This window comes from Bacillus sp. WP8, from assembly GCF_000800825.1.
Taxonomy (GTDB): Bacteria; Bacillota; Bacilli; order Bacillales; family Bacillaceae; genus Bacillus; species Bacillus safensis.
The window spans coordinates 985,284-1,008,354 of record NZ_CP010075.1; the positions used below are offsets into that span (position 1 = coordinate 985,284).

Consider the following 23,071-nt stretch of genomic DNA (forward strand, 5'->3'; position numbering starts at 1 on the left):
ACAAAAAAAGAAGACACCATAAGAGGTGCCTTCTATGATCCAGGTATGAAATTAAGCTTTTGTTCCGCCAAGGTTTTGTTGAGCGTAAGACACAAGACGTTTTGTGATTTCTCCACCAACTGAACCGTTAGCACGAGCTGTAGTTTCTGCTCCAAGGTTTACACCAAATTCAGAAGCAATTTCGTATTTCATTTGATCGATTGCTTGCTCTGCTCCAGGAACTAGTAATTGGTTTGAACTATTAGAATTTGCCATGATGTGATTCTCCTTTTTGTATATGATTTATTTTTTTGGTTGGGTTTGCTGGAATCGCACCAGCGAAATGATCAAGTCATTTGCCACTTGGCGAAACCCAATGCAGTAACTGCTTTGTACTAAGTATTATGGTTATTTCCGAAAAAAACATACGAGAAAAGAACATGGTAAATGTTGTTGTGTCAACATACAAAAAACCATCACCCAATAATGAGTGATGGAGCTGCTTATATATCTTTTTATTCAGCTGAGCGTATGCGCAATTCTGTATCTGAATCAAAGAAATGGGCTTTGTTCATATTAATCGCAAGAGGGATAGACTGTCCCGCCTGTACATCGGTACGAGAATCAACACGTGCAATAAACGATTGATCATCGATAGAAGAGTAAAGCATCGTTTCTGCTCCCATTAATTCAGCTACCTCTACGTTAGCATTAATTTTTGTGCCTTCAGACGCCTCTATAAATACTGGTTCATCGTGAAAATCTTCTGGTCTGATGCCTAGTATGATATCCTTTCCAATATAGCCTTGGCTGCGTAATACTTTCATTTTTCCCTCTGGTACACGAATGTGAGTTTTTCCAACCGCGATGGCGCCGTCAGAGAGCTTTCCTGTAAAAAAGTTCATTGCAGGTGAGCCGATAAATCCACCTACAAACACATTCTCTGGGTTTTCATATACATCTTTCGGTGCTCCGACCTGCTGAATAAAACCATCTTTCATCACAACAAGGCGGGTTGCCATTGTCATGGCTTCAGTCTGATCATGTGTCACATAGATAAATGTCGTTTGCAGACGCTGATGAAGTTTAGAAATTTCAGCACGCATCTGAACACGGAGTTTTGCATCTAAATTAGAAAGCGGCTCATCCAAAAGGAAAACCTTTGCATCACGTACAATCGCTCTGCCAAGGGCAACACGTTGTCTTTGACCGCCAGACAGTGCTTTTGGTTTTCTGTCTAAATATTGCTCAAGCCCCAATATTTTAGCGGCATTTCGAACCCGCTCATCAATCTCTGCTTTCGGAAACTTCCGAAGTTTTAACCCAAAAGCCATATTATCGTACACATTCATATGAGGGTATAATGCATAGTTTTGGAAAACCATTGCGATATCCCGGTCTTTCGGTGCTACATCATTCATCCGTTTTCCATCTAACAGAAAGTCTCCTTGTGAAATTTCTTCTAGACCTGCAATCATGCGAAGGGTTGTTGATTTTCCGCAGCCTGATGGACCAACAAACACAATAAATTCTTTATCTTCTATATGTAGATTAAAGTTGTCTACTGCTGTTACCTTGTTATCGTACACTTTATAAATTTGATTCAGCATTATTTCAGCCATTTGATGTCAGCCTCCCCAGTTTCTCTTTTTGAAAGCGCTTTATTGTTGAATAAAGTGTATAAAATGGGGAAGAGTCTGTAAATGGACAACGTGCACAACATCCTATTTTCATTTTTGGGCAGGATGCTCATACCTTCGTTTTTTATGAAAGATCGAGTAGAGTCATCATTAAATAAGCAGCCGATGCTTCTGAAAAATGTCGTATATCTAGCCCAGTGCGCTCAATAAATTTATCAATTCGATATTGAAGACTGTTTCTGTGAACATATAATGCTTTTGCTGCTTTGGATGCGTTTAAATTACATTGCATATAGGTCATGAGAGTGCGGTAAACATCTCGGTCAACAATCGCTTCTTTAAAAGCATCTGATATAGCATGAGAGAGGACAGATGCATCATAACAAATGAACGATGGTAGGCATTGATAAAATGTGGCAACCCCTGATCTAAGCTTTTCTCGCTGCATGTGGCATACAAAGAGCTGTTGTTCATTTAATAATCTCATCTGTAAATGGTCATTTGGCAAATGCAGCTGCCCTTGTATAAAGACTGAGTCTGTTAAAAAATCACTTGTAATGGCCAGAGACAAATCATTTAATTGATCTAATTGACTATTTTCTGATGTAGCATTTGGTTGAATCAGCATAGCTGTTTCAGGGCCTGTCCATATGAAATGAGTATGTTCGAGGCTGTTATTCACAGCCTCTTTTATTTGCTGTCTTTGTTCCTCTTGATGGATCATTTGAAAATAATAAACACGGACGGGATGTTGGACAGTTAGTGGTTTGTTTTCAAAAAGATAGCTGAACCATCTTTGTTCACCCTCGGTATGCGCTTTTTGAAATAGATCAATCGGTGTAAGAAAAGAGTTGAGAAGTAGTGTTTCTCTTGCTGTAATCTCCGATTTGTCTACTCCAAATATTTCGCCTTCGTCTGTTTGATACCAAAGAATTTGTTTGTCATGAGTAGGTGTACTGATGATATGGTCTCCGTAAACAAGTTTTAATTTTTCTAACATGGCGGGGCTCCTTAAACAGTTTAATCATAGACATGGAATAGCATTAATTCGTGGATTTCTTCTTTTAAGGTTGGTTCAACTTCATGGGGCGGAAGCTGAGAGCCCCATTCAATGTCACCTGTTTTGTGGTAGATGCCTTCATAATGCGCACCATTGTGGAAAAAGGATATTTTCCAGCCTGGCAATTGTGCTTTTTTAAAAAGAGGTTTCCATTGAAAATGAGAAATCATATCATCATTGCCTCCTTGCTTTTATTGATGAAACAATAAACAAACACGACAACACGGAAACAACCTTGAACTTGATTTTATTGTATCTCATCTCATGAAAAGAGCATAGAAAAAGCATAAATTTAAGAGCACGACATGTGGCAAAAATGTAGTCAGTAGACGTTCGCGTGATCTGAAGTGGTGAGTGCCGTTTCTGAAAGGTAAGATGCGAAATCCATGATTCTTTTCCCGATCAGCCATTCTGATTTTTTCAAAGAGACATGCTGGAAAATCTCTCGGCCAGGGCGAGAATTGGCCTCAAACATCCAAATGGCGCCTGTTTGATCAATGCCTAAGTCAAAACCGATTTCACCAATATGCCCGGTCATTTTTTTATCTATTACTTGGCTAAGCGTGATGGCAGTATGAGAAAGCTGATGTAAAATCTGCAAACGTTTCTTTTCTTCTGGAAAGACAGCATAAAGTGTTTTCACCGTTCCGCCGTGTAACTGGTGAGTTGTGATGGTGTGATCTCCAGAAATTTTTGCTGCTGCTGCTGTGACTGTCCAATCACCGTCTTTATTTTTATTCGTATGAACTCTGAAATCCATCTGCTGATTGTCTATTTGAAGAAGCTCAATGCCTTGTTGTGCAATAAAATCATGAATTGCATGATCTTTTCGCAGCCTTTGAACAAACTGATCTATTGAATCATATGGAATAGCCCTTCCAAAATTTGAGCATACAGTGATTCCGTGATTTTCCTTTTTTAACCGATAAATACCGTCTCCATGACTTCCATTCGTCGGTTTTAAGTATATAACTTGATGCAGGTGGAGAAGTGTTTCAATTTTACTTAGAGCGTCCATGGGATCTAATTGTACAGAATGTGGGAGAAAGGACCATGTTTTTTCATCTGTTAATAGCTGTTCATGAATCTCCCATTTATTAAAAAAGTAAGGGTTGAACCAAGGGATATTATAGTCTTGGGTGAGTTTTCGCTTCGTTTCTTGAATGAGTGCTGACTGAGCAGCTTTTCTATTTGGAAGACGGTCATAAATAACTGACGGCAGGGGAAGCTGTTTTTTAACCCATGAACCTTGCTGGTACAACAATCCTTCTACAATTCCTTTTTCCCAATCAATAGAATGTGACCCAAAAAGATAGGCAAAACCAGCATGCTGTCTGAAAGAATTCAGCAGTTTGATAAAGAATTGTGATCTTGTTCCTAATGGCTGCGTGCTTTGCTCAAAACCTGCAGTGAAAATGCCCATCAACGGCCCTATAAAAAGTGTATGGTCAATGATGATCACATCAGCTTTTGATTGGTAAGGAATCAGTAAATCTCTGTATAGATCTTCAGATAATAATATTTTCTTTGGATGCTGATGATAGGAAATGTTGAAGCCATCAACTAAACGAGACCCTAGAGCAAGAGAATAGATGGCCTCTTTCTGTTTATAATGGTCTGGAAGATGAACTGTTTTTTCACTTGTGAGGTGTGGGGCGATGATGCAGCGATTTTTGTTCATAAGAAACCTCCTTCGGTTGAGACATCATCGATTGCGCATGTTCAAGAATGGTACGAATCAATTGATGTTCCTTTTCAGGGTAAACTTTTAAAAAAGCGGACCGTCCTGGCTTTGATCTGACATTTGATATGAACAGCCTGCCTTCACTTGTATGAAGTAAGTCTACTGCGAATTCAAAGCAAGGAGAGTACGTTTTATCTATATAAGCTGGAATTGATGCCTGAATGGATGCAATATCATCTAAAAGGAGCTCCTTGATGTGTGGCTGCAATGTATGTAGATAGTGTTCAAAGCCTATCACAGGATCCGATTTTTGTGTATAACTTAAAAGACTATTTTCTGCAGGTGATTTTGTGTGAATCCCCATGCGTTTCCATTGATTTTGTGAATCTTTCATAAGAAAAATCCTGATTTCATTAAATAAAGGTTCTTTTTGATCACTCGTGTTGAAAAATTGAAGGAAATACCGGCCTGCATATTTTTTGCACCAGCGCTCCATCTCTGACGCCCGAGAAAATGTAATGGTTTGATTGGAACTTAGCTGAACGGTGAATGTTGACTTGCCATCAAAGGAAATGAAGTAAGTAGATGCTGCATGCTGCTGGGAGAGAGGCTGCATTCTATAATAACCGCCAGCCCCGCACTCCCTTACCATATTGATCAGATCTGAGGGCTCTTTTAATAAAGAGCAGCCAGGTAAATATGGCTGTAAAGCAGAGAGGAGGCGGAGCTGTTCAAATAGCACCATTTTATTTGAAATGCCGGTATTCAAAAAATCTGTTTTTGGATACTTTTTTAGCCATTCCATGATGGGTTTTGCTTTTTTAGATTGTGCGTCATGCCGGTAAAGACATCGATCGTAAATCAAATCGGGAATCGGAAACTGTGCGTCGGCAAACCCTTGGTCATTCATATATGTTTGACCTTGTATCAAATTTGAAGCCGGCTTTAAATCAAGTGGTGTAAAACGAACAACCTTTAAATGATAAGAAGAGGCAGCTTTGGCGAGCTGACGTGTAAATGCCTCTTCATACTGCGGAGAAAGGGTTACAATACCTAATGTTGTCATTAAAAAACACCTTCTTTTCAACTTCTTTTTTTACCATCACAAAAACGTTTTTTTATGATTTTACTTAAAGCTTGCGCTCCTTTATCATTACGACAGATCGCTTGATCATATGTCTCGCTGCATACTTCATTTGCTTGGAAACTTGACAACAACTATAATACGTATAGATCAAAACAATAAACATCGGGTGTTGTTTGAAAGGTAGATGACGACTTTGAATATATTCACAACGTTTATCTTTATGATTGTTATCGGCGCAGTCATAGGAGCAGCGACAAACCATCTTGCAATTAAAATGCTTTTTCGGCCTTATAAGCCATATTACTTATTCGGAAAACAGCTTCCATTTACACCAGGGCTTATCCCTAAAAGAAGAGACGAAGTAGCCAAGCAGGTTGGTGTCATGGTTATGGAGCATTTGCTCACGCCAGAAGGTATTCAAAAGCGATTTGAATCATCCGAGGCAAAGCAAGAGATCCTGCGTACAGTCCATCGATATATTGACAAAGGCGCAAATATGGAGATAACCGTATTCTCCTTGCTAGAAAGATTCGGCGTTACAGAGGCTGATGTCAAAGCAGATAAATGGCTCCATCAGTGGTCTGATCAGAAGCTCAAGTCACTGCTTGAAACTTATAACCAGCAAACTTTATCTGAATTGCTCCCTGTAGAAGTGGAAAACAAAATATCATCGAAAATTCCAAATGCAGCAGATTATATTTTAAAGAGAGGCATTCATTATTTTGAAAGTGATGAAGGCAAAGCAAGGCTTGGCAATATGATTGATGATTTCTTAAAAGAACGGGGAATGCTTGGCAGTATGGTCCAAATGTTTCTAGGGAATTCAAGCTTAATTGATCGTGTACATCCCGAAATCATCAAGTTTTTAAGAAACGCAGAAACAAAAAGATTTTTATCCGATTTGCTTGTTCAAGAATGGGACAAGGTGAAGCAATTTTCTCTTCATGAGCTTGATGAAAAATGGAATGTGAAGGAACTTATTTTTAGTGTGAAAAATCAATTGCTTTCTCATTTCTCTACAAAGCTGATATTAGACAAACCTGTTGGGATATACGTCAGTGCTGTCGCGGATGATCTTAAAACACACTTTGCGCCAGTGTTGATTGATAAGGGGATCGGAGCGGCTTCAAATGCTTTAGAGGGTCTGCTTGCTAAGCTGCAATTTGAAGATATCATTCGTGAACAAATTGAACTTTTCCCGCTTGAAAAAATGGAAGAGCTAGTAGTCAGCATCTCCAATAAGGAGCTGAAAATGATTACATTTCTAGGCGGTCTTTTAGGCGGGATGATTGGTGCTATCCAGGCTGTTTTTGTGGCTCTATTCTAAGACAAGCTAGAGAAATTTTAATGAATTCATTGTATATATGTGAAACGAAAGCCATAGTTTGTTATAGTGGAGTGGTGTCCGCCGATCATATCGGTGATAACGGATAGAAAGGAGACATAACATGTCTGTAAATCTTTACGATGTTGCATATGACCTTGAAAAAGCATTGCGTCATAGCGAAGAATATTCAACTTTAAGAAATCTTTATGATGAGGTAAACGCGGATGAGTCCTCTAAAAGAATGTTTGAGAACTTCCGTGACATTCAAGTAAACCTTCAACAAAAACAAATGACTGGTCAAGAGATCACACAAGAAGAAGTGGAGCAAGCTCAAAAAACAGTTGCGCTTGTTCAGCAGCACGACAAAATCTCTCAGTTGATGGAAGCGGAACAACGTGTGAGTGTTCTTATCGGTGAATTAAATAAAATTATCATGAAGCCACTTGAAGAGCTTTATGGGAATCCAGAAGAAAACTAATGGAAAGGGCGATGTCATTCGCCCGTATTTTGTTTTATCTTTTCTCCTCAATATCTTTTAAAAAAAGGTTGTCGAAGCACATAAATTCTGCGATAATACTTATATTGAAAGTGCTTTCAAAAAGGCGCTCTCAAGGGACAATTGGGTGCGTTTCACTTGGGATTTAAGGCAGTGAGCCAAACGAGAGAGAAGCGCTTCTGGGAGAAACGCAAAGCATAAGGGGATCTGATATAAGCAATGCTTTGGTGTGTGAAAGATAAGGGGATCATGGGGAGCTTCATCACTCCATTGTAACGCATCCAAACCATACATAAAAAAAAAGCCTAGGGGTAGGCTTTTTTTATTTATCAATCATTCATAACCTGTGGCTCTTTCAACTGCATGTTCTAAAGCGCCAAGCTAGGGCATATCCTCATCGTAAGTACAGTCATCAAGAAGGGGGATGCCTCAGTGTCAAAAAAACTACTTGCACTCAATATAGATGGGACGTTACTTCGTTCCAATGGTAAAATCCATTCCGCTACAAAAGAAGCTGTGGAATATGTAAAGAAAAAAGGGGTTTACGTGACGATTGTCACCAACCGGCATTTTCGTTCCGCTCAAAAAATTGCCAAGGCGTTGAAGATTCCAACATCAACCCTTGTGACGCATAGTGGTGCATTTATCGCGGATAAACTCGATGAGCCGCTTCATGTGAAAAAATTAACGGAAGAAAAGACATTTAATCTTGTGCAAATCCTTGAAAGCTTCGATTGTAATGTCCGCTTGCTGCATGAAAAATTCTCGATCGGCAACCGGAAAAAAACGCAGTCTCAGCTGATGGGAAAGACGCTCATTCATCCGTCTGATCCAATTTTCTATCCCGTTCAGTTTGTTGAATCGTTAAGTGATATGCTGATGGATGAACCGGTCAGTACACCAGTGATTGAAGTATATTCGACAGCGGAGCTTCAGCCTGAGATTCACAGGACCATTCAACAAGCATTCCCATCTGTTGATCTTATTAGGATCAGTGATGAGAAAATGAATATTGTCTGCAAAGGGGTTTCGAAAGAAGCGGGACTTTCTCTCTTAACCTCTGCACTCGGTTTTACTTTAGAAGATACGGTCGTTATTGGACATGGAACAGATGATATTCCAATGCTTGAATTGGCTGGTTTAGGCGTTGCTATGGGAAATGCTCCCAATGATGTCAAGCGCAAAGCCGATTGGGTGACCCGCTCGCACGATGAACAGGGTGTGGCTTATATGATCAAGGAATACTTTAGAATGCAGCAAAGAGAAGGATTTTTACATCAATTTGATATTAAAAGATAATACAGTGAAGGCCCTGTCAATCAAGAAATGACAGGGCCTTCGTCTGTTCCCTTCATTGCTTTTCCTACATGAATTTTGTAAAATGAAACAAGTTTGAAGATAAAGGTGATATGATGCGAATTTTAATTAAAGGGCTGTCAGATGAACGATTTCATCGCCCGCTTGTCAATATAGCCAATTTATTTGAAGAAGATAGTGAAGTGATATTTGAACCAAGTGAATTTAATGATGGTTTGGTCATTGAATTTAGTTGGAAGGAAGAAAATGGCATGGTGGAAGCGTCTGGCTATATCGATGGATCAGATATCACCAGTCGTTTTTCACGGGATCTCCCAAAGAACTTAAACGATAAGGAGCGCTGGAAGCAAATCAAAAACACAGTGCTGTCTGTTTATTTACACTTGCTTCAGGAGCACACAGGAATGACACAAAAGTGGGGGATTCTCACAGGAATACGTCCTACGAAATTGCTTCATAAGATGCTGAGAGAAGGCATGTCAAAGGAAGATGCACATGCGACATTAAAGCGTGATTACTTGATTCATGATGAAAAAATCAATTTGATGCAGGAGATTGTCGACCGTCAGCTTAAAGCCATCCCAGATCTGTATGACCTTCAGCAGGAAGTGAGTATTTATATCGGCATTCCTTTCTGCCCCACAAAATGTGCTTATTGTACGTTCCCTGCTTACGCCATTAAAGGACAAGCTGGTAGAGTGGGAACGTTTTTGTTTGGTCTGCATTATGAAATGCAAAAAATGGGCGAATGGCTAAAAGAACATGGGATCAAAGTGACGACCGTTTACTTTGGCGGAGGCACGCCAACGAGCATCACAGCGGAAGAAATGGATTTGCTGTATGAAGAAATGTATCGCTCGTTCCCTGATGTGAAGCATATACGGGAAGTAACTGTCGAAGCAGGGCGTCCTGATACGATTTCTCCTGATAAGCTAGAGGTGCTAAACCGCTACAATATTGACCGAATTAGCATTAACCCGCAATCGTATGAGAATGAAACACTAAAAGCTATTGGCCGGCATCATAGTGTGGAAGAAACGATTGAAAAGTATCACTTATCAAGACAGTACGGCATGAATAATATCAATATGGACTTAATCATTGGATTGCCGGGAGAAGGGCTCAAAGAATTCCAGCACTCCTTGCAGCAGACTGAGGAACTCAAGCCTGAATCTTTAACTGTGCATACACTTTCCTTTAAAAGAGCATCTGAAATGACGCGCAATAAGGAGAAATACCAAGTAGCAGACCGAGAAGAAATCACACGTATGATGGATGAAGCGGTCACTTGGACGAAAGCGCATCATTATTACCCATATTATTTATATAGACAAAAAAATATTTTGGGAAATCTCGAAAATGTCGGGTATTCATTAGATGGACAGGAAAGCTTGTATAATATCATCATCATGGAAGAAGTACAGACAATCATTGGCATTGGGTGCGGTGCAGCAAGTAAATTCATTGATCCACGGTCAGGGAAAATTACACAGTATGCCAATCCAAAAGATCCAAAATCGTATAATGACCGCTATGAACACTATACAGAAGAGAAAATTCAATTCCTTGAATCATTATTTGTTTCTCACGTTTAAACACTGCGATGACGCAGTGTTTTTTTCATTTGTAAAAGGGTATATAAGTGATAAAAAGTTAAAGCAGGTGTACATATGATAGATGTGATCGGAATTGGGGTTGGGCCTGCCAATTTAGGATTGGCCGCTTTGTTAGAGGAGTATGAGGATGTCTCATGCTGTTTTTTTGAACAGGAGTCTGAGTTTGCTTGGCATCCCGGTATGCTGATCAAAGGAACGGATTTACAAGTTTCCTTTTTAGCAGACCTTGTCACAATGGCGAATCCAAGGAGCAGGTATACCTTTTTAAATTATTTACATGAATCAAATAGACTTCACCGCTTCTATACATTTGAACAGTTTGATATCCCGCGGAGAGAATTCAATGAGTATTTATCATGGGTTGCAGGAGAGTTAGATAGCTGTCAGTTTGGGATGAAGGTAGAAGAAGTGACGGACTGCCAAGAAGGCTACCTTGTGAAAGTCAGACGATTGAAAGATGGTTCACTATCTGAGTATCGTGCAAAGCATGTCGTGCTTGGAACAGGAAGTAAACCGATGATTCCGGTCGATGTGCCTGAAGCAGCATACCCATATGTGACCCATAGCAGCCGTTATTTAGAACAGCAGAAATCACTTCACGAAGCTGAGTCGGTGGCGGTGATCGGTTCAGGGCAGAGTGCAGCCGAAATTTTCTTAGACCTGCTTCAGCATCAAAAGAAAGGCCAGCAGCTTTCGTGGTTTACGCGTTCTAGTGAATTTAGAGAGCTGGAGACGGCTGAGCTTGGCCAAGAGCTTTTTACACCAAAGTATGTCGAGTATTTTCATTCGCTTCCTTATGAAGAACGTATGAACACATTGCCTAGGCTGACAGGATTAAGAAATGGCATCGATGCATCGACGCTTTCGCGCATTTATCAGGAATTGTATCATCGCTCTGTTTCAGGTGAAGAGCCATCTGTGATCATTCAGCCAATGACCGAGCTTGAAGCGATTCAAATAGGAAAGCAGCAGCCCTTAGAGCTGCACCTCAGACAGTGGCAGCTGAAGAAAGAAAAAAGCATAACAGCAGATCATGCCGTATTAGCTACAGGATACACACCGAATATCCCTGAATGGTTTGACGCATATGAACCTTTGATTGAATGGGAAAGTGATGCGCATTTTAAAGTGACAGACGACTTCAGGCTTGTGTTCAAAGACAAGCGCTCAAATCATTTCTTTACATTCACGAATCTTGATCATTCTCATGGAACAGCGGCGACCAATTTAAAACTATCGATTTACCGCAACCAGAAAGTGATTCAAACCATTCGCGGGGGCGAGGAAGCGCCAGTCAAGCAAGAAACTGCATTTCAGCAATTTGAATAAGACATAAAAAAGGGCCCAAGCATAGGGCCCCTTTTTTATTAGATCGTCGTTTCTTTTTTTACTTTTGGTTTTTCAGGTTTCCATTTGAAGATTTTGTTGAGGATTTGATAGATTTTCTTAGATTCTTTCGTTACGAGCGGTCCTAAAATCGCAAGAATTAAGACATACAATGCAGCGAAGGGCTTCAAAGTAGCGGCAAGTCCGCCCGCAATGCCAAGCTCGGCAACAATGATTGAAAACTCTCCTCTCGATACGATGGTTAATCCAATATTAGAAGAGGCTTTATGAGAAAATCCAGCTCTCCGTCCAGCAAACATTCCGGCAGTGAAGTTTCCAATTAGGGTAAGCATCACAGCGCCGATCGCAAGCCAGAAGGCATCACCCAATGTAAATGGATCAATACTGAGACCAAAGCTGAAAAAGAACATTGCTCCAAAGAAATCTCTAAACGGAACCACGAGATGCTCGATGCGGTCAGAGTGCTCTGTTTCTGAGAAAACAAGACCAAGTAAGAGAGCCCCAATAGCCTCTGCTACATGAATCGTTTCTGAGAAACCAGCGACAAAGAACAAAGCCGCAAATATCACAATGATGAACACTTCGTTCGAACGGATATCAAACAACTTGTTTAATAGTTTTGGCAGCTTTCGCGCAATGATAAAGAAAAGCATCATATAACCAAAAGCAATTAAAATAGATAATAAGGCACCGCCAACAGTAGTGGCATCTCCTAGGACAAGACCTGATACGACGGATAAATAAACAGCAAGGAAAATATCCTCAAACATAATAATCCCTAGAATTAACTCTGTTTCAGGATTTGCCGTCCGTTTCAAATCGACAAGGACTTTGGCTACAATGGCGCTGGATGAAATGGTGATAACCCCTGCCATAATGAGAACCTCAAGGAATCCAAACCCTGTGATAAAACCGTAGAGCAGTCCTAAGCTGAAGTTGATCAAAATATAAATAGATCCGCCGACTGCAATGGATTTACCCGATTTAATGAGTTTTCCGACAGAGAACTCAAGTCCAAGATAGAAAAGCAGGAACAGGACGCCCATTCTGCCAAAAAACGAAATAATCTCGGTGCTTTCGATAAATTTTAAATCAATAATCCCGATAGTTGGAGCATGCGGCCCAACAATCATTCCGAGGACAATGAGAAAAGGGATGATAGAAAATTTAATTTTATTGGCGATTAAGCTGGCAATGGCGATAAGAATAAGCGCCGTCCCAACTTCAAAGACTAAATGATCCATTCATCACTCTCCCCCTCTAGAAAGAAAATCACGTACCAATCGCTTCAAGTGTTTTCTTTCGCCCGAAATGACCATCGTATCATTTGCTTGAATAATCGAATCGGCACCAGGGTTGAGTAATTTTTCATTTGTATGTTTAATGATCGCAATCACGGTGACTTCATAATTTTGTCTCACATCTAAATCACCGAGTGTATGTCCCACCGCTTTTGCACCTTTTTCCACCTTAAACCATTCAATGATCAAGTCATTGAATGCCATTTCAATGGTTTCTAGTGCCTGCGGTTTATACACCATACCGCCGATAATAGCAGCGATTTGCCGGGATTCAGCATCATCGAGTGAAATGGTAGACAGGACTTCATCTGGATCATCATCGTCAAAACGATAAATTTCCCGTCTGCCATCATCATGAATCACAATCGTCATCTTTTCTCTATTTCTCGTTTCAATTTCAAATTTCTTTCCGATCCCAGGAAGATCATTTTCTTTAATGTTCATTTTATCCCTCCGAATTTGATAGGCTGTGTTTTTTCTAATAGTAAATACGGATGAAATAAAATGAATCAGTAGAGGTAATTAGATTGATACATAACGGGGATCGCGCACTTCATTTCCAAAAAACATAGATCAATGGATAATGCAGCTGATGGGGCAGGCTTTGGCAGAAAAGTCTTGGCATCCGCCATTGATAATCTGTCCTTCAGCAGAATGGATGAAGCATGTTTTTTTGAAAATGAAGGTGTCTTCACAGCATTAATTTCTTCATCATAGATGGATGGAGAAATCAGGCTAGGTGTGCTCGCTTCTGCTTGTGACGCAAAAACGACATTTGAAAAAGGAGAAAACATGACGATGAAGCTAACCAATATCATGATGGAACATCTGATCAATCATCCTCCTCCTTTCAAATTTATTTTCTTTCTTATTTTACTATATAAAAATATATTTCTTGTTTCAATGATTATGCTTATTTTTGGTATCAATTGATCTTGAAATTTTTTGTTTAGAGAAAAAGGTTTTACTTGATGGAAATGGAAGTAAGTTATGAGCTTTTAAATGAAAAGGGGGTTGGATGATGACATATATCAATTGTCAGTTAGACGGGGATGTTTTTGAAATCGTTTTCAATAGGCCTGAAGCATATAATTCGTTTCATGTGGATATGTTTGCTGAATTCAAAGAAGCATGTGATGCAGCGGAGGAAAGCAGTGCTAAAGTCGTTGTCATCAAGGGAGAGGGAAAAGGGTTTTCAGCAGGCGGAGATATTGGGATGATGCTTAAGCAGGAAAGTGAAGAAGATTTCCATCGTGTGATGGATTTGATCGAGGGAATTACACTTTCACTAGCTAGTATGAAAAAAGTGACGATTGCGCTTGTCCACGGGTCAGCAGCAGGCCTCGCTTTTAGCTTTGCCCTAAGCTGTGACTACTTGTTTATGCATCACGATGCTAAACTTGCCATGAATTTTAATGGGGTAGGATTAATTCCAGATGGCGGGGGGCATTTTTTCCTCACAAAAAGAGTCAGTGAGCAAACCGCCAAACAATTGATTTGGAGCGGACAAAAGCTGCCGGCTGAAGAAGCGTTAAAGCTGCGCCTTGCCGACGGGCTGTTCCAAGAAGAGGTCGATACGTACCAAAAAGTGTGTGTGAAGTCGTTTATGAACATGCCGCTTCAAGCCTTTATCGAAACAAAGATGATCTATTTCCAGCAGTCAGAATCAAAGCTCTTAGCAGTTCTTCAAAAAGAGAGGGCAGCACAGGCAAGACTGAGAAAAAGTCATGATCACAAGGAAGGTATACAGGCTTTTTTAGAAAAAAGACGACCTGTCTTTCAAAAAGCATAGATGAACATAAGGCCGGCGAAAGCTGGCTCAGCGTGTAGAGAAACCCTCGCATTCGGTGTCAGGTCTGCGCTCCGGTGCTCACGAATGTCAAATTCGCTCCGCAAAGGTAGCCGTCCTTCCTAGACTTCAAAGGTTTTCTATCACGCTGAAAAGAAGACAAAGGACTAAAATCAAGATCATTTTAGCCCTTTGTCAACAATCTGGGCCGGCGAAAGCTGGCTTTTTAACGTTCAAATAAAAGCAGTTTGCCTGCTGGATCAACGAGTCGATGAGAATGCTTTGTGTATTGCTGTTCCATTAAGCGATGACGTCCTAATTCCTTTGCCTTCTCGTCACTATCCGCTGTGATTTTTTCATTTAATAAAGTCTCACCCGACCGGTCAAATACGGTTAAAAAGTATGTCTTCTCCATCCCTCATCTTCCTTTCCTCTGTTTTTAATGTAATTAAACATGGAATAAGACAAAACCTCTTTTTTAGCCCTTAAAAATGTGTTTTGTAGAATGAGAGTGATAGAACGTGCATTCGTAAAAATGGCATGATAAAATATGGACAATGACAGTATCGGACAAGGAGATAGACGTTTGACTAAGCTCACCTTTATTCATGCCGCAGATTTACATTTAGACAGTCCATTTGCAGGAATGTCGACTATACCTAATTCCATATTTAAGCGGCTCAAAGAAAGTACATTTCAAAGTGCTAAGAACATGTTTGATCTTGCCGTTGCGCGAGAAGTAGACTTTGTGCTGCTGAGCGGAGATTTATTTGATGAATCCAATCGAAGCCTGAAAGCACAGCTGTTTTTAAGAAACCAGTTTGTAAGACTGCAAACACACGGAATTGAAGTCTTTATTATTTATGGGAATCATGATCATTTAGGCGGTGAATGGACTCCGATTGAGTGGCCCGAGAATGTACATGTCTTTTCGAGCAGTACACCAAGTGAGCACTCCTATTATCGAGGGGATCAGCTAGTCGCAAGCATATATGGGTTTAGCTACAAAGAGCGGGCTGTCTATGAAAATATGACATCTCATTATGTCAAAACGACAGATGCTGCCTATCACATTGGGATGCTTCACGGCACATTAGCCGGGCAAGAAGGTCATGATGCCTACGCCCCATTTCAGCTTCAGCAGCTCCTTTCGCAAGATTTTGATTATTGGGCGCTCGGACATATACATAAAAGAGCCCTTCTGCATGAAGATCCATATATTATTTATCCTGGTAATGTGCAGGGCAGACATATAAAAGAAACGGGAGAAAAAGGCTGTTACTTGATTCACCTCTCTGAAGATTCTCACACAGCGGATTTTATCAGCTGTGCAGATATCATCTTTGAGACACTGGCAATAGACATCACAGAAACGGCTCATATGACTGATCTTGTCACACTTGTGGAAGGCAAAATCAATGAGCTGAAAGAGGAAGGCATTCCTCATTTTGTGAGAATTGAATTGATAGGTGATGCGCCTTCTTACTTTGAGCATACACAGCTTGAGGTCCTCGAAGAGCTGATGACTGTTTTTCATGAGCAGGAGGAAGATGAAGACGTGTTCGTTTGGGTGATGTCAATTGACTGCCGAACAAATGAGGATGTGATCTATCCAGAGGATTCTTTTTTGAAGGAACTCACTACAGAAATTGCACAGTTTGAGTCATATGAAGAGCTGCTTTCACCGATCAAGCGTCACCCAACCTACAGAAAGTCAGGAAAAGCGCTCACAAAAGAGGATGAAGTGGATATAAAAGAAGAAGCACAAAGGCTGCTGACGGAACAGCTGAAGCAATTATGAGAAAAGGAGAGGTATGATGAAAATACGTTCACTCCATATAGCGAATTTCGGGAAATTTTCAAATCGAACCTTTCACTTTTCTGATGACGGTTTTCAGCTAGTTTACGGCCTGAATGAATCGGGGAAAACGACATTGAAGGCGTTTATTGAGTCGATGTTATTTGGTTTTTCAAAAAACAAGATGTACAAGTCGAAACAAGGTTCTTTCTATGGCGGCTCCCTCACTTGCTTAGATGAGGAGTTAGGTGTCATTCACATTGAGAGATCGTCCGATCGAGGCGGTCAAGCACAGGTGTTTTTACCGAATGGTGAAGTGAAAGACGAAGCATTTCTGCGGACTCTTTTAAAGGGAACGGATCGCAGATTATTCCAATCAATCTACTCATTTGATGTGTTTGGACTGCAAAATGTCCAAGCCTTAAACGAAGATCAAATCGGTGAATTTCTTCTTTTCTCAAGTTTATTTGGCTCAGATGCGGCCTCCAAGATAGAGAGCAGGCTGCTTAAGCAGCAGGAGCAGCTGTTTAAACCAAATGGACGCAAGCCAGAATTAAACCAGCAGCTTGATCGTTTAAAAGAGCTGACTGGCCAGCTGAAACAAGCTAGATTGGCAGAAGGCCGTTATACAGAAAAGAAACGGGAGCATTCTGAATTCATAGAGACGATCGCAGCGCTTCAAAAGGAAATGAAGCAGACAGAAGAACAGATACAGCAGCTAACTGAACACATTCAACTTTATCCCATGATAGAGAAGAAGCTGGAGTTAAAAAAAGAATTAGCCCGTTATCCAGAACGAGTCAAACGCTTTAGATCAGAAACAGAGCATGAATTGGATAAGTTAGAATCACACCTTCACCCGAAAAAGGCTCAAATGACTGCACTAAAGCAAAAATTAGATCATTTGCAAACCACGTTGGCACAAGTTCAACCGCTTCATGACAAGGATACGTTACTGGAGATGAAGCGTGTCGTTGATGAATCTCCTCATGCTGAACGTGTCAAAAATCGCTTAGCTGAATGTAAAGCAGAACGTGATTCATTGAAACAAAAAATGGACGAAGCCGCAGTGAAGCTGAAGTGGCAGCGTTCAGTCAAGCTCGATCAGATCGACGACTCCCTTGAATTTGAGTGGGAATTAAAGGAGGCTGTCAGCCAATATGTTCGTTTAATGGACAGAAAGGCACAGCTGGATGACAGGTTTGATCATGCAAGACATGAGCTGGAAGAAGCGGAAACCGCTTTAAAAGGATTAAAGGAACAGCAGGCCAAATCGCACAGTACAGTGGAAACTGGGGAAACAAGAACAAAAGAGAAACAGGCTCATTCCCGGGCGTGGTTATTCCCTGTGATGGTGATGTTTGATGCTGCATTTCTGCTTGTCCTTTTCTTTTTAACAGAGTGGTGGGTTACTTTCTTATTTGCAGGTTTTTCTGTTTTTGTCTTCTTTGCTATTTACCCATTTTTGAAATCGGCACAGGTGAAACAGGGAAGCGGCGTGGGAACATTCGATTCCTTCCAAGTGCAGGCAGCTTCAGCTGAAACGCTTGTGAGGCAGAAGGAGCTTTTGTACGAAAGGATTATCCGGCAATATGAAGACTGGGAGCTGGAGCTGGAACCTGTCCAGCAGCAAGTAGAGGAAAAGAAAAGACAGCTGGGCTTGTCCTCAGAGCTTTCTTTCCTTGTAGAAGCCTTCCTTATTCTGAAGCAATTAAAAACGGATACAGCGGGATATGAGGAGCTTAGCCGGGAAATAGACGAGCTTGCCGGCCAGCAATCCAATTATGAGCACAGGGTGGAAGCGTTAAGCAGTCTTCTTCAACGAAAGGAAGGCACCATTCAAGAGAATATCTTGGCCTTTCAAGAGATATTGAAAGATGAGGCGAAAAGAGAAAAAGAACGTCAGACATTGGATGTTTCGATTCAACATGTGAAACAGCAGATCACGACGCTAGAAGGGGAAATTGACTATTACGAAAAACAAATGGACGCGCTTTTTCGTCAAGTAGAAGCAGAGTCCAAAAAAGATTACCAAATCCTTACTCATTTATCAAAAGAATATCGGGAACGGCTTTCCCATTTGCAGCAGCTGAATCAAGAGCTGCATAGAAGCGGCTGCTTTGATGAGGAAGAATCGATTGTTCGTAAAGGATTGCGTCTTCTTGAAGAAGAGTGTGCAGAAGCGAAGCAGCACCTGAATAACGTACAATCGAATGCGGCTAATATGGAAAAACGCTTAGCAGAACGAGCAGTGGAAATCCGGCAAATAGAAGCTTCTGGTACAGTTTCTGATTTGACTCATCAGCTTGCAGCTGAGCAGGAGCATGCAAAGCACCTTGCGAAAAAATGGGCGGCGATTCAGCTTGTCCGCTCCGTCATTCGAGAAAAATTGAATGAGCATAAAGAAACAAGGCTGCCAGCATTGCTGCAAACAGCTTCAAGCTTTATTCAGCCGTTAACGAATGATCGATATGAAGCCATTTTATTTTCACCCGAGGATGACCGGCTGATTGTGAAAAGGCTGGATGGACGAATATTCCGCCCAGAAGAGCTCTCACAGGCAACATGTGAACAAGTCTATCTTGCGATTCGTTTTGCACTCGCCTTGTCGCATCAGCAGGAATGTCAGCTTCCGTTTATGATGGATGACAGCTTCGTTCATTTTGATCATGTTCGTCTAGGAAGAGTGCTGGAGTTGATAAATGAACTCACGCGTTTTGAAACACAGCTGTTTTATTTTACCTGTCATCAGCATATGGCGCAGGCAGCAGAAGATGGACAGATTACGAGTTTAGCAGTTGAATGATTGACAAATAATGACTTATGTTATACTTATATGAGCAGAAACATGGAAGGAGCTTTTATTGAATGGCTAAAGGGATCATGACCTATGATGTCGGCGAACAAGTTGACCTGCATTTATTAATTAAATCATCTACTAAAGGGATTGCAAGTAATGGCAAACCATTTTTAACGCTCATTCTTCAAGATCAAAGTGGAGATATTGAGGCGAAACTATGGGATGCAAAGCAGAATGATGAAATCACCTATGGCCCGCAAACCATCGTGAAGGTAGTAGGCGACATTCATCATTATCGCGGGAGGAATCAGCTGAAGCTTAGGAATATACGCCCTGTTGCTGAAAACGAGCAAATTCGAATTGATGACTTTCTCGAAACAGCTCCTATTCCAAAACACGATATGATGGATACGATTATGCAATATATCTTTGATATGAAAAACCCTAATATTCAGCGTGTTACAAGGCATTTGCTGAAGAAATATGGACAGGAATTTGCTGATTATCCAGCAGCGACAAAAAATCATCACGAATTTGTCTCTGGACTCGCCTACCACGTCGTGTCCATGCTGCATTTAGCAAAATCCATTGTTGACCTATATCCATCACTAGATCGAGATCTTTTATATTCAGGTATCATTCTTCATGATTTAGGGAAAGTAAAAGAGCTTTCAGGTCCAGTCTCTACCACATATACAGTGGAAGGGAATTTAATTGGCCACATTTCCATCATGGTGACAGAAATTGCGAAAGCGGCGGAAGAGCTTAGCATTGATTCAGAAGAAATTCTCATTTTACAGCACTTAGTCCTAAGTCATCATGGAAAAGGAGAGTGGGGCAGCCCGAAACCACCAATGGTGAAAGAGGCTGAAATTCTCCACTATATTGATAATTTAGACGCGAAAATGAACATGATGGATCGTGCGCTTGAGCATGTGAAACCAGGAGAATATACAGAACGTATTTTTGCACTTGAGAATCGTTCGTTTTATAAACCAACCTTCCATCACGAATAATCATGTCAAAACGTCCGTTTATGCGGGCGTTTTTTTCATAACTTGTCTTCTTTTCGCATAAGCATGTAACACAAAGGAAGAGAGGAATGTCCTTAAGAAAAGGAGGCGATGAAAAAATGTTGTTTTTTCCGTGGTGGGTGTATGCCTGTATCATCGGCATTATTTTCTGTGCGTATAAATTAATGACAACAGCCAAAGAGGAGCAAGAAATTGATCAATCCTTTATTGAAAAGGAAGGAGAAATTTTTATCGAGCGAATGGAACAGGAAAGAGAGCGCAGACGTCAGGATCAGCAGGTGAAAAGATCACAGGATACTGCGGCACAAGAAGATCATTCAATTGCTTAATCTAGTCATACAAAAACCCCTCTGCACGATGATGGCAGAGGGGTTTTTTGTGATTACTGTTGAGTCTGCTGATTTTGTGCAGGCTGTTCAGATTTTTCTTTGAACGTTTTTTCAAGCTCTTTATCTTTTACTTTCACATCAGCATCTTTTACTAATTTGTTTAAGATGTTTTGGATTTCATTTGTGTCTGCCTGTTTTTGGTCAAGCAGTTCTTTTTTCAAGTCCGCTTTCATGTCATCATATTTACCGCGTTCTTCGGTCTTTTTAATGATATGATAGCCGAATTGGGATTTTACTGGCTTGCTGATTTCATTTACTTTTAGTTTGAAAGCAGCCTTACTGAAGTTCTCGTCCATTTGGCCTTCTTTTGCGAACCAGCCTACATCGCCGCCTTGTGCAGCTGAAGCAGTATCAGTTGAATATTCAGAGACAAGGGCATCCCATTTTTCACCTTTATCTAATTTCTTTTCCACTTCGTCAGCTGTTTTCTTATCAGCTACTAAAATATGGCTTGCACGGATTTTCCCTTTAAGGTCATCGTAATACGCTTTGACTTCTTTATCAGTGATTTTGATGTTAGCTTTGGCAGCCTTTTGAGTCAGCAGCTCATATTTCACTTGATCTTTGATGTAATCTTTACCGAATTCATCTTGAAGCTGTTTTAAACGATCTTCACCAAGTGTCTTTTTATATTCTTCCAATTTCTTATCGATTTCTTTATCGGATACTTTGTATTTGTCAGCAAGAACCTTTTGTTGAACAAGTAGGTTTAGAGCATCTCCACCTGCTTGTTTCTTAAGAGTTGTATAAAGTTCACCTTTTGTGACATCTCCTGATTTTGTTGTTGCGATTACATCTTTATCACCGCTACTGCATGCGCCAAGAGTTAAAACACTTACTGCTGTTACAGCTGCTAAAGCCATTTTTTTCATTCAAAAAACACTCCTAATCTTTCCAATTTATTTATCATTGCTTGTATCATAACATATTGTGACATGCTGTAAAAAGAAATGCAAATGGAAGGGCATTCGTCTAGTCAAAAAATTGCGCGCGACATACACATATAGTGATCACAAAAAGGAGGCTGAATTATATGGGAGCAGGATATTCTAATGGGTTTGCTTTATTGGTCGTGCTATTCATTTTGCTGATCATCGTTGGTGCAGCATATCTTTACTAATTAAATCGCTGTGACAGAAGGGAGCCGTCCTGCCGTGCGTGAGGGCGGTTCTTTTTTCAAACGATGACAGGTGCCTAAACGCTTTTTATTTTTCTGCATACACTGAGCTTAGAACAGAGGAAGAACTGGCAGGAGGTGTTTTTACATGGGAGGAGAAGTCTTTGCTGGCGGTTTTGCACTAGTCGTCGTATTATTCATCTTATTGATCATCATCGGTGCATCTTGGATTTGCTAATTAAAATATACACAAAAAGCTGCCCTCAAACTGGCAGCTTTTGCTTTGATCTTAAATGGAAATGGTAATTTCAACAAATGATGAGATAAGTAAGATCAGTATCGATACATTGATAAAGCGAAACACCTTATCTTGCCGTTCTTCAGGAATCTCTCTGACAAGGCATAATGTATTAGTAAGCCTGTTTATTGAATACACAATAAACGCGGCAAAGACGATGAAGTAAAATAAAACTATCGGAGATCCCCCCTCTCTATGCTATTCCCATACTACATTACCAAATTTTTTATGAAAAAGATAGAAGTTGGCTTTAAAAACCTCATGATGAGGAAGTTTGGTCAACTAAAATATCAAACTCGTCTTGAGCTTGATCGATGATGCAGGATTTAGGTGCTTTGAGCAGCTTCCATGCAAATAAAAAGTCAGGCAAACAATAGCCTGCATGTATACTTGCGATGATGATAAAATAGTGTGCATACATGGGAAACGCCACGCCTAATACAAAGTAAACCGGTGAGATGACACAAAACGGGCTGAGAAGTGAAAAAAGCATCACTTTTTTAGGAACGCGCTGCCAGCAATTTCGTTTCATAAATAGCGTCATTTTTTTCTTATTTTTCATCACTGGGATCAAGTGAACCACACGGTGGACAAGCAATGTCACAAGTAAGAGCACGGCAAAAAGCGGTGCGTTATGGCTGCTTAGCCTCGTTTCAGGATGAGTCAGTTGAAAACATAAAAATGCCATAATGAAAAAAAGGATAGCAAGACTTATGGCAGAAATCATCATTCTCGTATAACCATAATCCTTTTCAAGATTAATGGTCTTCCAACAATTCATTTTTCATCCTTCCAATCTAAAAATCGAATTGAATATCTCAAGATAATTTACTCTTCCTGAGGATAAAAATCAATGGTTTTGATGAAAAAAAATAAAATGCTGCCTTCAAATGGAATAAAGAGAGGAAACTTTGGATTTTTCAAGAAAAAAGAACAGAAGGGGGAGGTTCGTCTCTTTCGTCAATGAGTAATTTCGGCTAAAATAGAAGGAC

The 23,071-nt window shown here is 40.4% G+C and carries 25 protein-coding genes; 12 read left to right on the forward strand and 13 right to left on the reverse strand.

Features of this window, described 5'->3' with window-relative positions:
* Positions 1–51 precede the first annotated feature (51 nt).
* The 6 genes from QR42_RS04800 to QR42_RS04825 form a co-directional block, all read right to left on the reverse strand.
* Positions 52–255: an alpha/beta-type small acid-soluble spore protein gene (locus QR42_RS04800; protein WP_039177528.1), complete on the reverse strand. Its 204-nt coding sequence runs from the start codon at positions 253–255 to the stop codon at positions 52–54.
* 239 nt (positions 256–494) lie between these two features.
* Positions 495–1,601 (reverse strand): ABC transporter ATP-binding protein, encoded by a 1,107-nt coding sequence (locus QR42_RS04805; RefSeq protein ID WP_039177530.1) that lies wholly within the window; start codon positions 1,599–1,601, stop codon positions 495–497.
* 142 nt (positions 1,602–1,743) lie between these two features.
* Positions 1,744–2,619 carry a helix-turn-helix domain-containing protein gene (locus QR42_RS04810; protein WP_039177533.1) on the reverse strand — a complete coding sequence of 292 codons (876 nt, stop codon included), beginning with the start codon at positions 2,617–2,619 and terminating at the stop codon, positions 1,744–1,746.
* Between the two features lie 20 nt (positions 2,620–2,639).
* Complete coding sequence (locus tag QR42_RS04815; RefSeq protein WP_003211787.1) at positions 2,640–2,849, reverse strand: YheE family protein; 210 nt, start codon at positions 2,847–2,849, stop codon at positions 2,640–2,642.
* A gap of 152 nt (positions 2,850–3,001) precedes the next feature.
* A complete protein-coding gene (locus QR42_RS04820) occupies positions 3,002–4,360 on the reverse strand; it encodes a YheC/YheD family endospore coat-associated protein (RefSeq protein WP_039177536.1) in 1,359 nt (452 codons plus the stop codon).
* Complete coding sequence (locus tag QR42_RS04825) at positions 4,317–5,429, reverse strand: YheC/YheD family protein (RefSeq protein WP_039177539.1); 1,113 nt, start codon at positions 5,427–5,429, stop codon at positions 4,317–4,319. Before QR42_RS04825 ends, QR42_RS04820 begins: the two co-directional genes overlap by 44 nt.
* A gap of 214 nt (positions 5,430–5,643) precedes the next feature.
* On the opposite strand from QR42_RS04825, the gene QR42_RS04830 reads away from it, so the two are divergent.
* The 5 genes from QR42_RS04830 (at position 5,644) to QR42_RS04850 (ending at position 11,535) form a co-directional block, all read left to right on the forward strand.
* Complete coding sequence (locus tag QR42_RS04830; protein ID WP_039177542.1) at positions 5,644–6,777, forward strand: DUF445 domain-containing protein; 1,134 nt, start codon at positions 5,644–5,646, stop codon at positions 6,775–6,777.
* Positions 6,778–6,898: 121 nt separating this feature from the next.
* Positions 6,899–7,255 carry a YlbF/YmcA family competence regulator gene (locus tag QR42_RS04835; RefSeq protein WP_024425750.1) on the forward strand — a complete coding sequence of 119 codons (357 nt, stop codon included), beginning with the start codon at positions 6,899–6,901 and terminating at the stop codon, positions 7,253–7,255.
* Positions 7,256–7,705: 450 nt separating this feature from the next.
* Complete coding sequence (locus QR42_RS04840) at positions 7,706–8,572, forward strand: Cof-type HAD-IIB family hydrolase (RefSeq protein WP_039177545.1); 867 nt, start codon at positions 7,706–7,708, stop codon at positions 8,570–8,572.
* Positions 8,573–8,685: 113 nt separating this feature from the next.
* Positions 8,686–10,185: a coproporphyrinogen III oxidase gene (locus QR42_RS04845; RefSeq protein ID WP_039177547.1), complete on the forward strand. Its 1,500-nt coding sequence runs from the start codon at positions 8,686–8,688 to the stop codon at positions 10,183–10,185.
* A 75-nt stretch (positions 10,186–10,260) separates the two neighbouring features.
* Complete coding sequence (locus QR42_RS04850; RefSeq protein WP_039177550.1) at positions 10,261–11,535, forward strand: lysine N(6)-hydroxylase/L-ornithine N(5)-oxygenase family protein; 1,275 nt, start codon at positions 10,261–10,263, stop codon at positions 11,533–11,535.
* A gap of 38 nt (positions 11,536–11,573) precedes the next feature.
* Here QR42_RS04850 and QR42_RS04855 read toward each other — a convergent pair whose 3' ends face one another.
* The 3 genes from QR42_RS04855 to QR42_RS18850 all read right to left on the reverse strand — a co-directional run bounded on the left by QR42_RS04855 (position 11,574) and on the right by QR42_RS18850 (position 13,690).
* Positions 11,574–12,797 carry a cation:proton antiporter gene (locus QR42_RS04855; RefSeq protein ID WP_039177552.1) on the reverse strand — a complete coding sequence of 408 codons (1,224 nt, stop codon included), beginning with the start codon at positions 12,795–12,797 and terminating at the stop codon, positions 11,574–11,576.
* 3 nt (positions 12,798–12,800) lie between these two features.
* Entirely contained in the window at positions 12,801–13,298 is a 498-nt protein-coding gene (locus QR42_RS04860) for a cation:proton antiporter regulatory subunit (protein ID WP_024425442.1), read from the reverse strand.
* 65 nt (positions 13,299–13,363) lie between these two features.
* Positions 13,364–13,690, reverse strand: a complete 327-nt coding sequence (locus QR42_RS18850) for a potassium:proton antiporter (protein WP_231730827.1) — start codon at positions 13,688–13,690, stop codon at positions 13,364–13,366.
* A gap of 185 nt (positions 13,691–13,875) precedes the next feature.
* On the opposite strand from QR42_RS18850, the gene QR42_RS04875 reads away from it, so the two are divergent.
* Entirely contained in the window at positions 13,876–14,646 is a 771-nt protein-coding gene (locus QR42_RS04875; RefSeq protein ID WP_039177561.1) for an enoyl-CoA hydratase, read from the forward strand.
* 223 nt (positions 14,647–14,869) lie between these two features.
* On the opposite strand, the gene QR42_RS04880 is transcribed toward QR42_RS04875, so the two are convergent.
* Positions 14,870–15,058, reverse strand: coding sequence for a YhzD family protein (locus QR42_RS04880; protein ID WP_039177563.1), 189 nt, complete (start codon positions 15,056–15,058; stop codon positions 14,870–14,872).
* 171 nt (positions 15,059–15,229) lie between these two features.
* Here QR42_RS04880 and QR42_RS04885 point away from each other — a divergent pair, with 171 nt between their 5' ends.
* The 4 genes from QR42_RS04885 to QR42_RS04900 all read left to right on the forward strand — a co-directional run bounded on the left by QR42_RS04885 (position 15,230) and on the right by QR42_RS04900 (position 20,604).
* Positions 15,230–16,444: a metallophosphoesterase family protein gene (locus QR42_RS04885; RefSeq protein WP_039177565.1), complete on the forward strand. Its 1,215-nt coding sequence runs from the start codon at positions 15,230–15,232 to the stop codon at positions 16,442–16,444.
* A 16-nt stretch (positions 16,445–16,460) separates the two neighbouring features.
* Complete coding sequence (locus tag QR42_RS04890) at positions 16,461–19,247, forward strand: ATP-binding protein (RefSeq protein WP_039177568.1); 2,787 nt, start codon at positions 16,461–16,463, stop codon at positions 19,245–19,247.
* Positions 19,248–19,309: 62 nt separating this feature from the next.
* The gene (yhaM, locus tag QR42_RS04895) at positions 19,310–20,257 is read left to right on the forward strand and encodes a 3'-5' exoribonuclease YhaM (RefSeq protein WP_024425447.1); all 948 of its coding nucleotides are present in this window, start codon (positions 19,310–19,312) and stop codon (positions 20,255–20,257) included.
* Positions 20,258–20,373: 116 nt separating this feature from the next.
* Positions 20,374–20,604, forward strand: a complete 231-nt coding sequence (locus QR42_RS04900; RefSeq protein ID WP_039183045.1) for a sporulation YhaL family protein — start codon at positions 20,374–20,376, stop codon at positions 20,602–20,604.
* Positions 20,605–20,657: 53 nt separating this feature from the next.
* Here the strand turns inward: QR42_RS04900 and QR42_RS04905 are convergent, their stop codons facing one another.
* Positions 20,658–21,536 carry a peptidylprolyl isomerase gene (locus tag QR42_RS04905; RefSeq protein ID WP_039177572.1) on the reverse strand — a complete coding sequence of 293 codons (879 nt, stop codon included), beginning with the start codon at positions 21,534–21,536 and terminating at the stop codon, positions 20,658–20,660.
* A 161-nt stretch (positions 21,537–21,697) separates the two neighbouring features.
* On the opposite strand from QR42_RS04905, the gene QR42_RS18860 reads away from it, so the two are divergent.
* The gene (locus QR42_RS18860; RefSeq protein ID WP_008361129.1) at positions 21,698–21,784 is read left to right on the forward strand and encodes a YjcZ family sporulation protein; all 87 of its coding nucleotides are present in this window, start codon (positions 21,698–21,700) and stop codon (positions 21,782–21,784) included.
* A 145-nt stretch (positions 21,785–21,929) separates the two neighbouring features.
* Positions 21,930–22,019, forward strand: coding sequence for a YjcZ family sporulation protein (locus QR42_RS04915; RefSeq protein WP_017360317.1), 90 nt, complete (start codon positions 21,930–21,932; stop codon positions 22,017–22,019).
* A 51-nt stretch (positions 22,020–22,070) separates the two neighbouring features.
* On the opposite strand, the gene QR42_RS19565 is transcribed toward QR42_RS04915, so the two are convergent.
* The gene (locus QR42_RS19565) at positions 22,071–22,256 is read right to left on the reverse strand and encodes a hypothetical protein (protein ID WP_072368131.1); all 186 of its coding nucleotides are present in this window, start codon (positions 22,254–22,256) and stop codon (positions 22,071–22,073) included.
* An 82-nt stretch (positions 22,257–22,338) separates the two neighbouring features.
* Entirely contained in the window at positions 22,339–22,860 is a 522-nt protein-coding gene (locus QR42_RS04920; RefSeq protein WP_039177576.1) for a DUF3267 domain-containing protein, read from the reverse strand.
* Positions 22,861–23,071 lie beyond the last annotated feature (211 nt).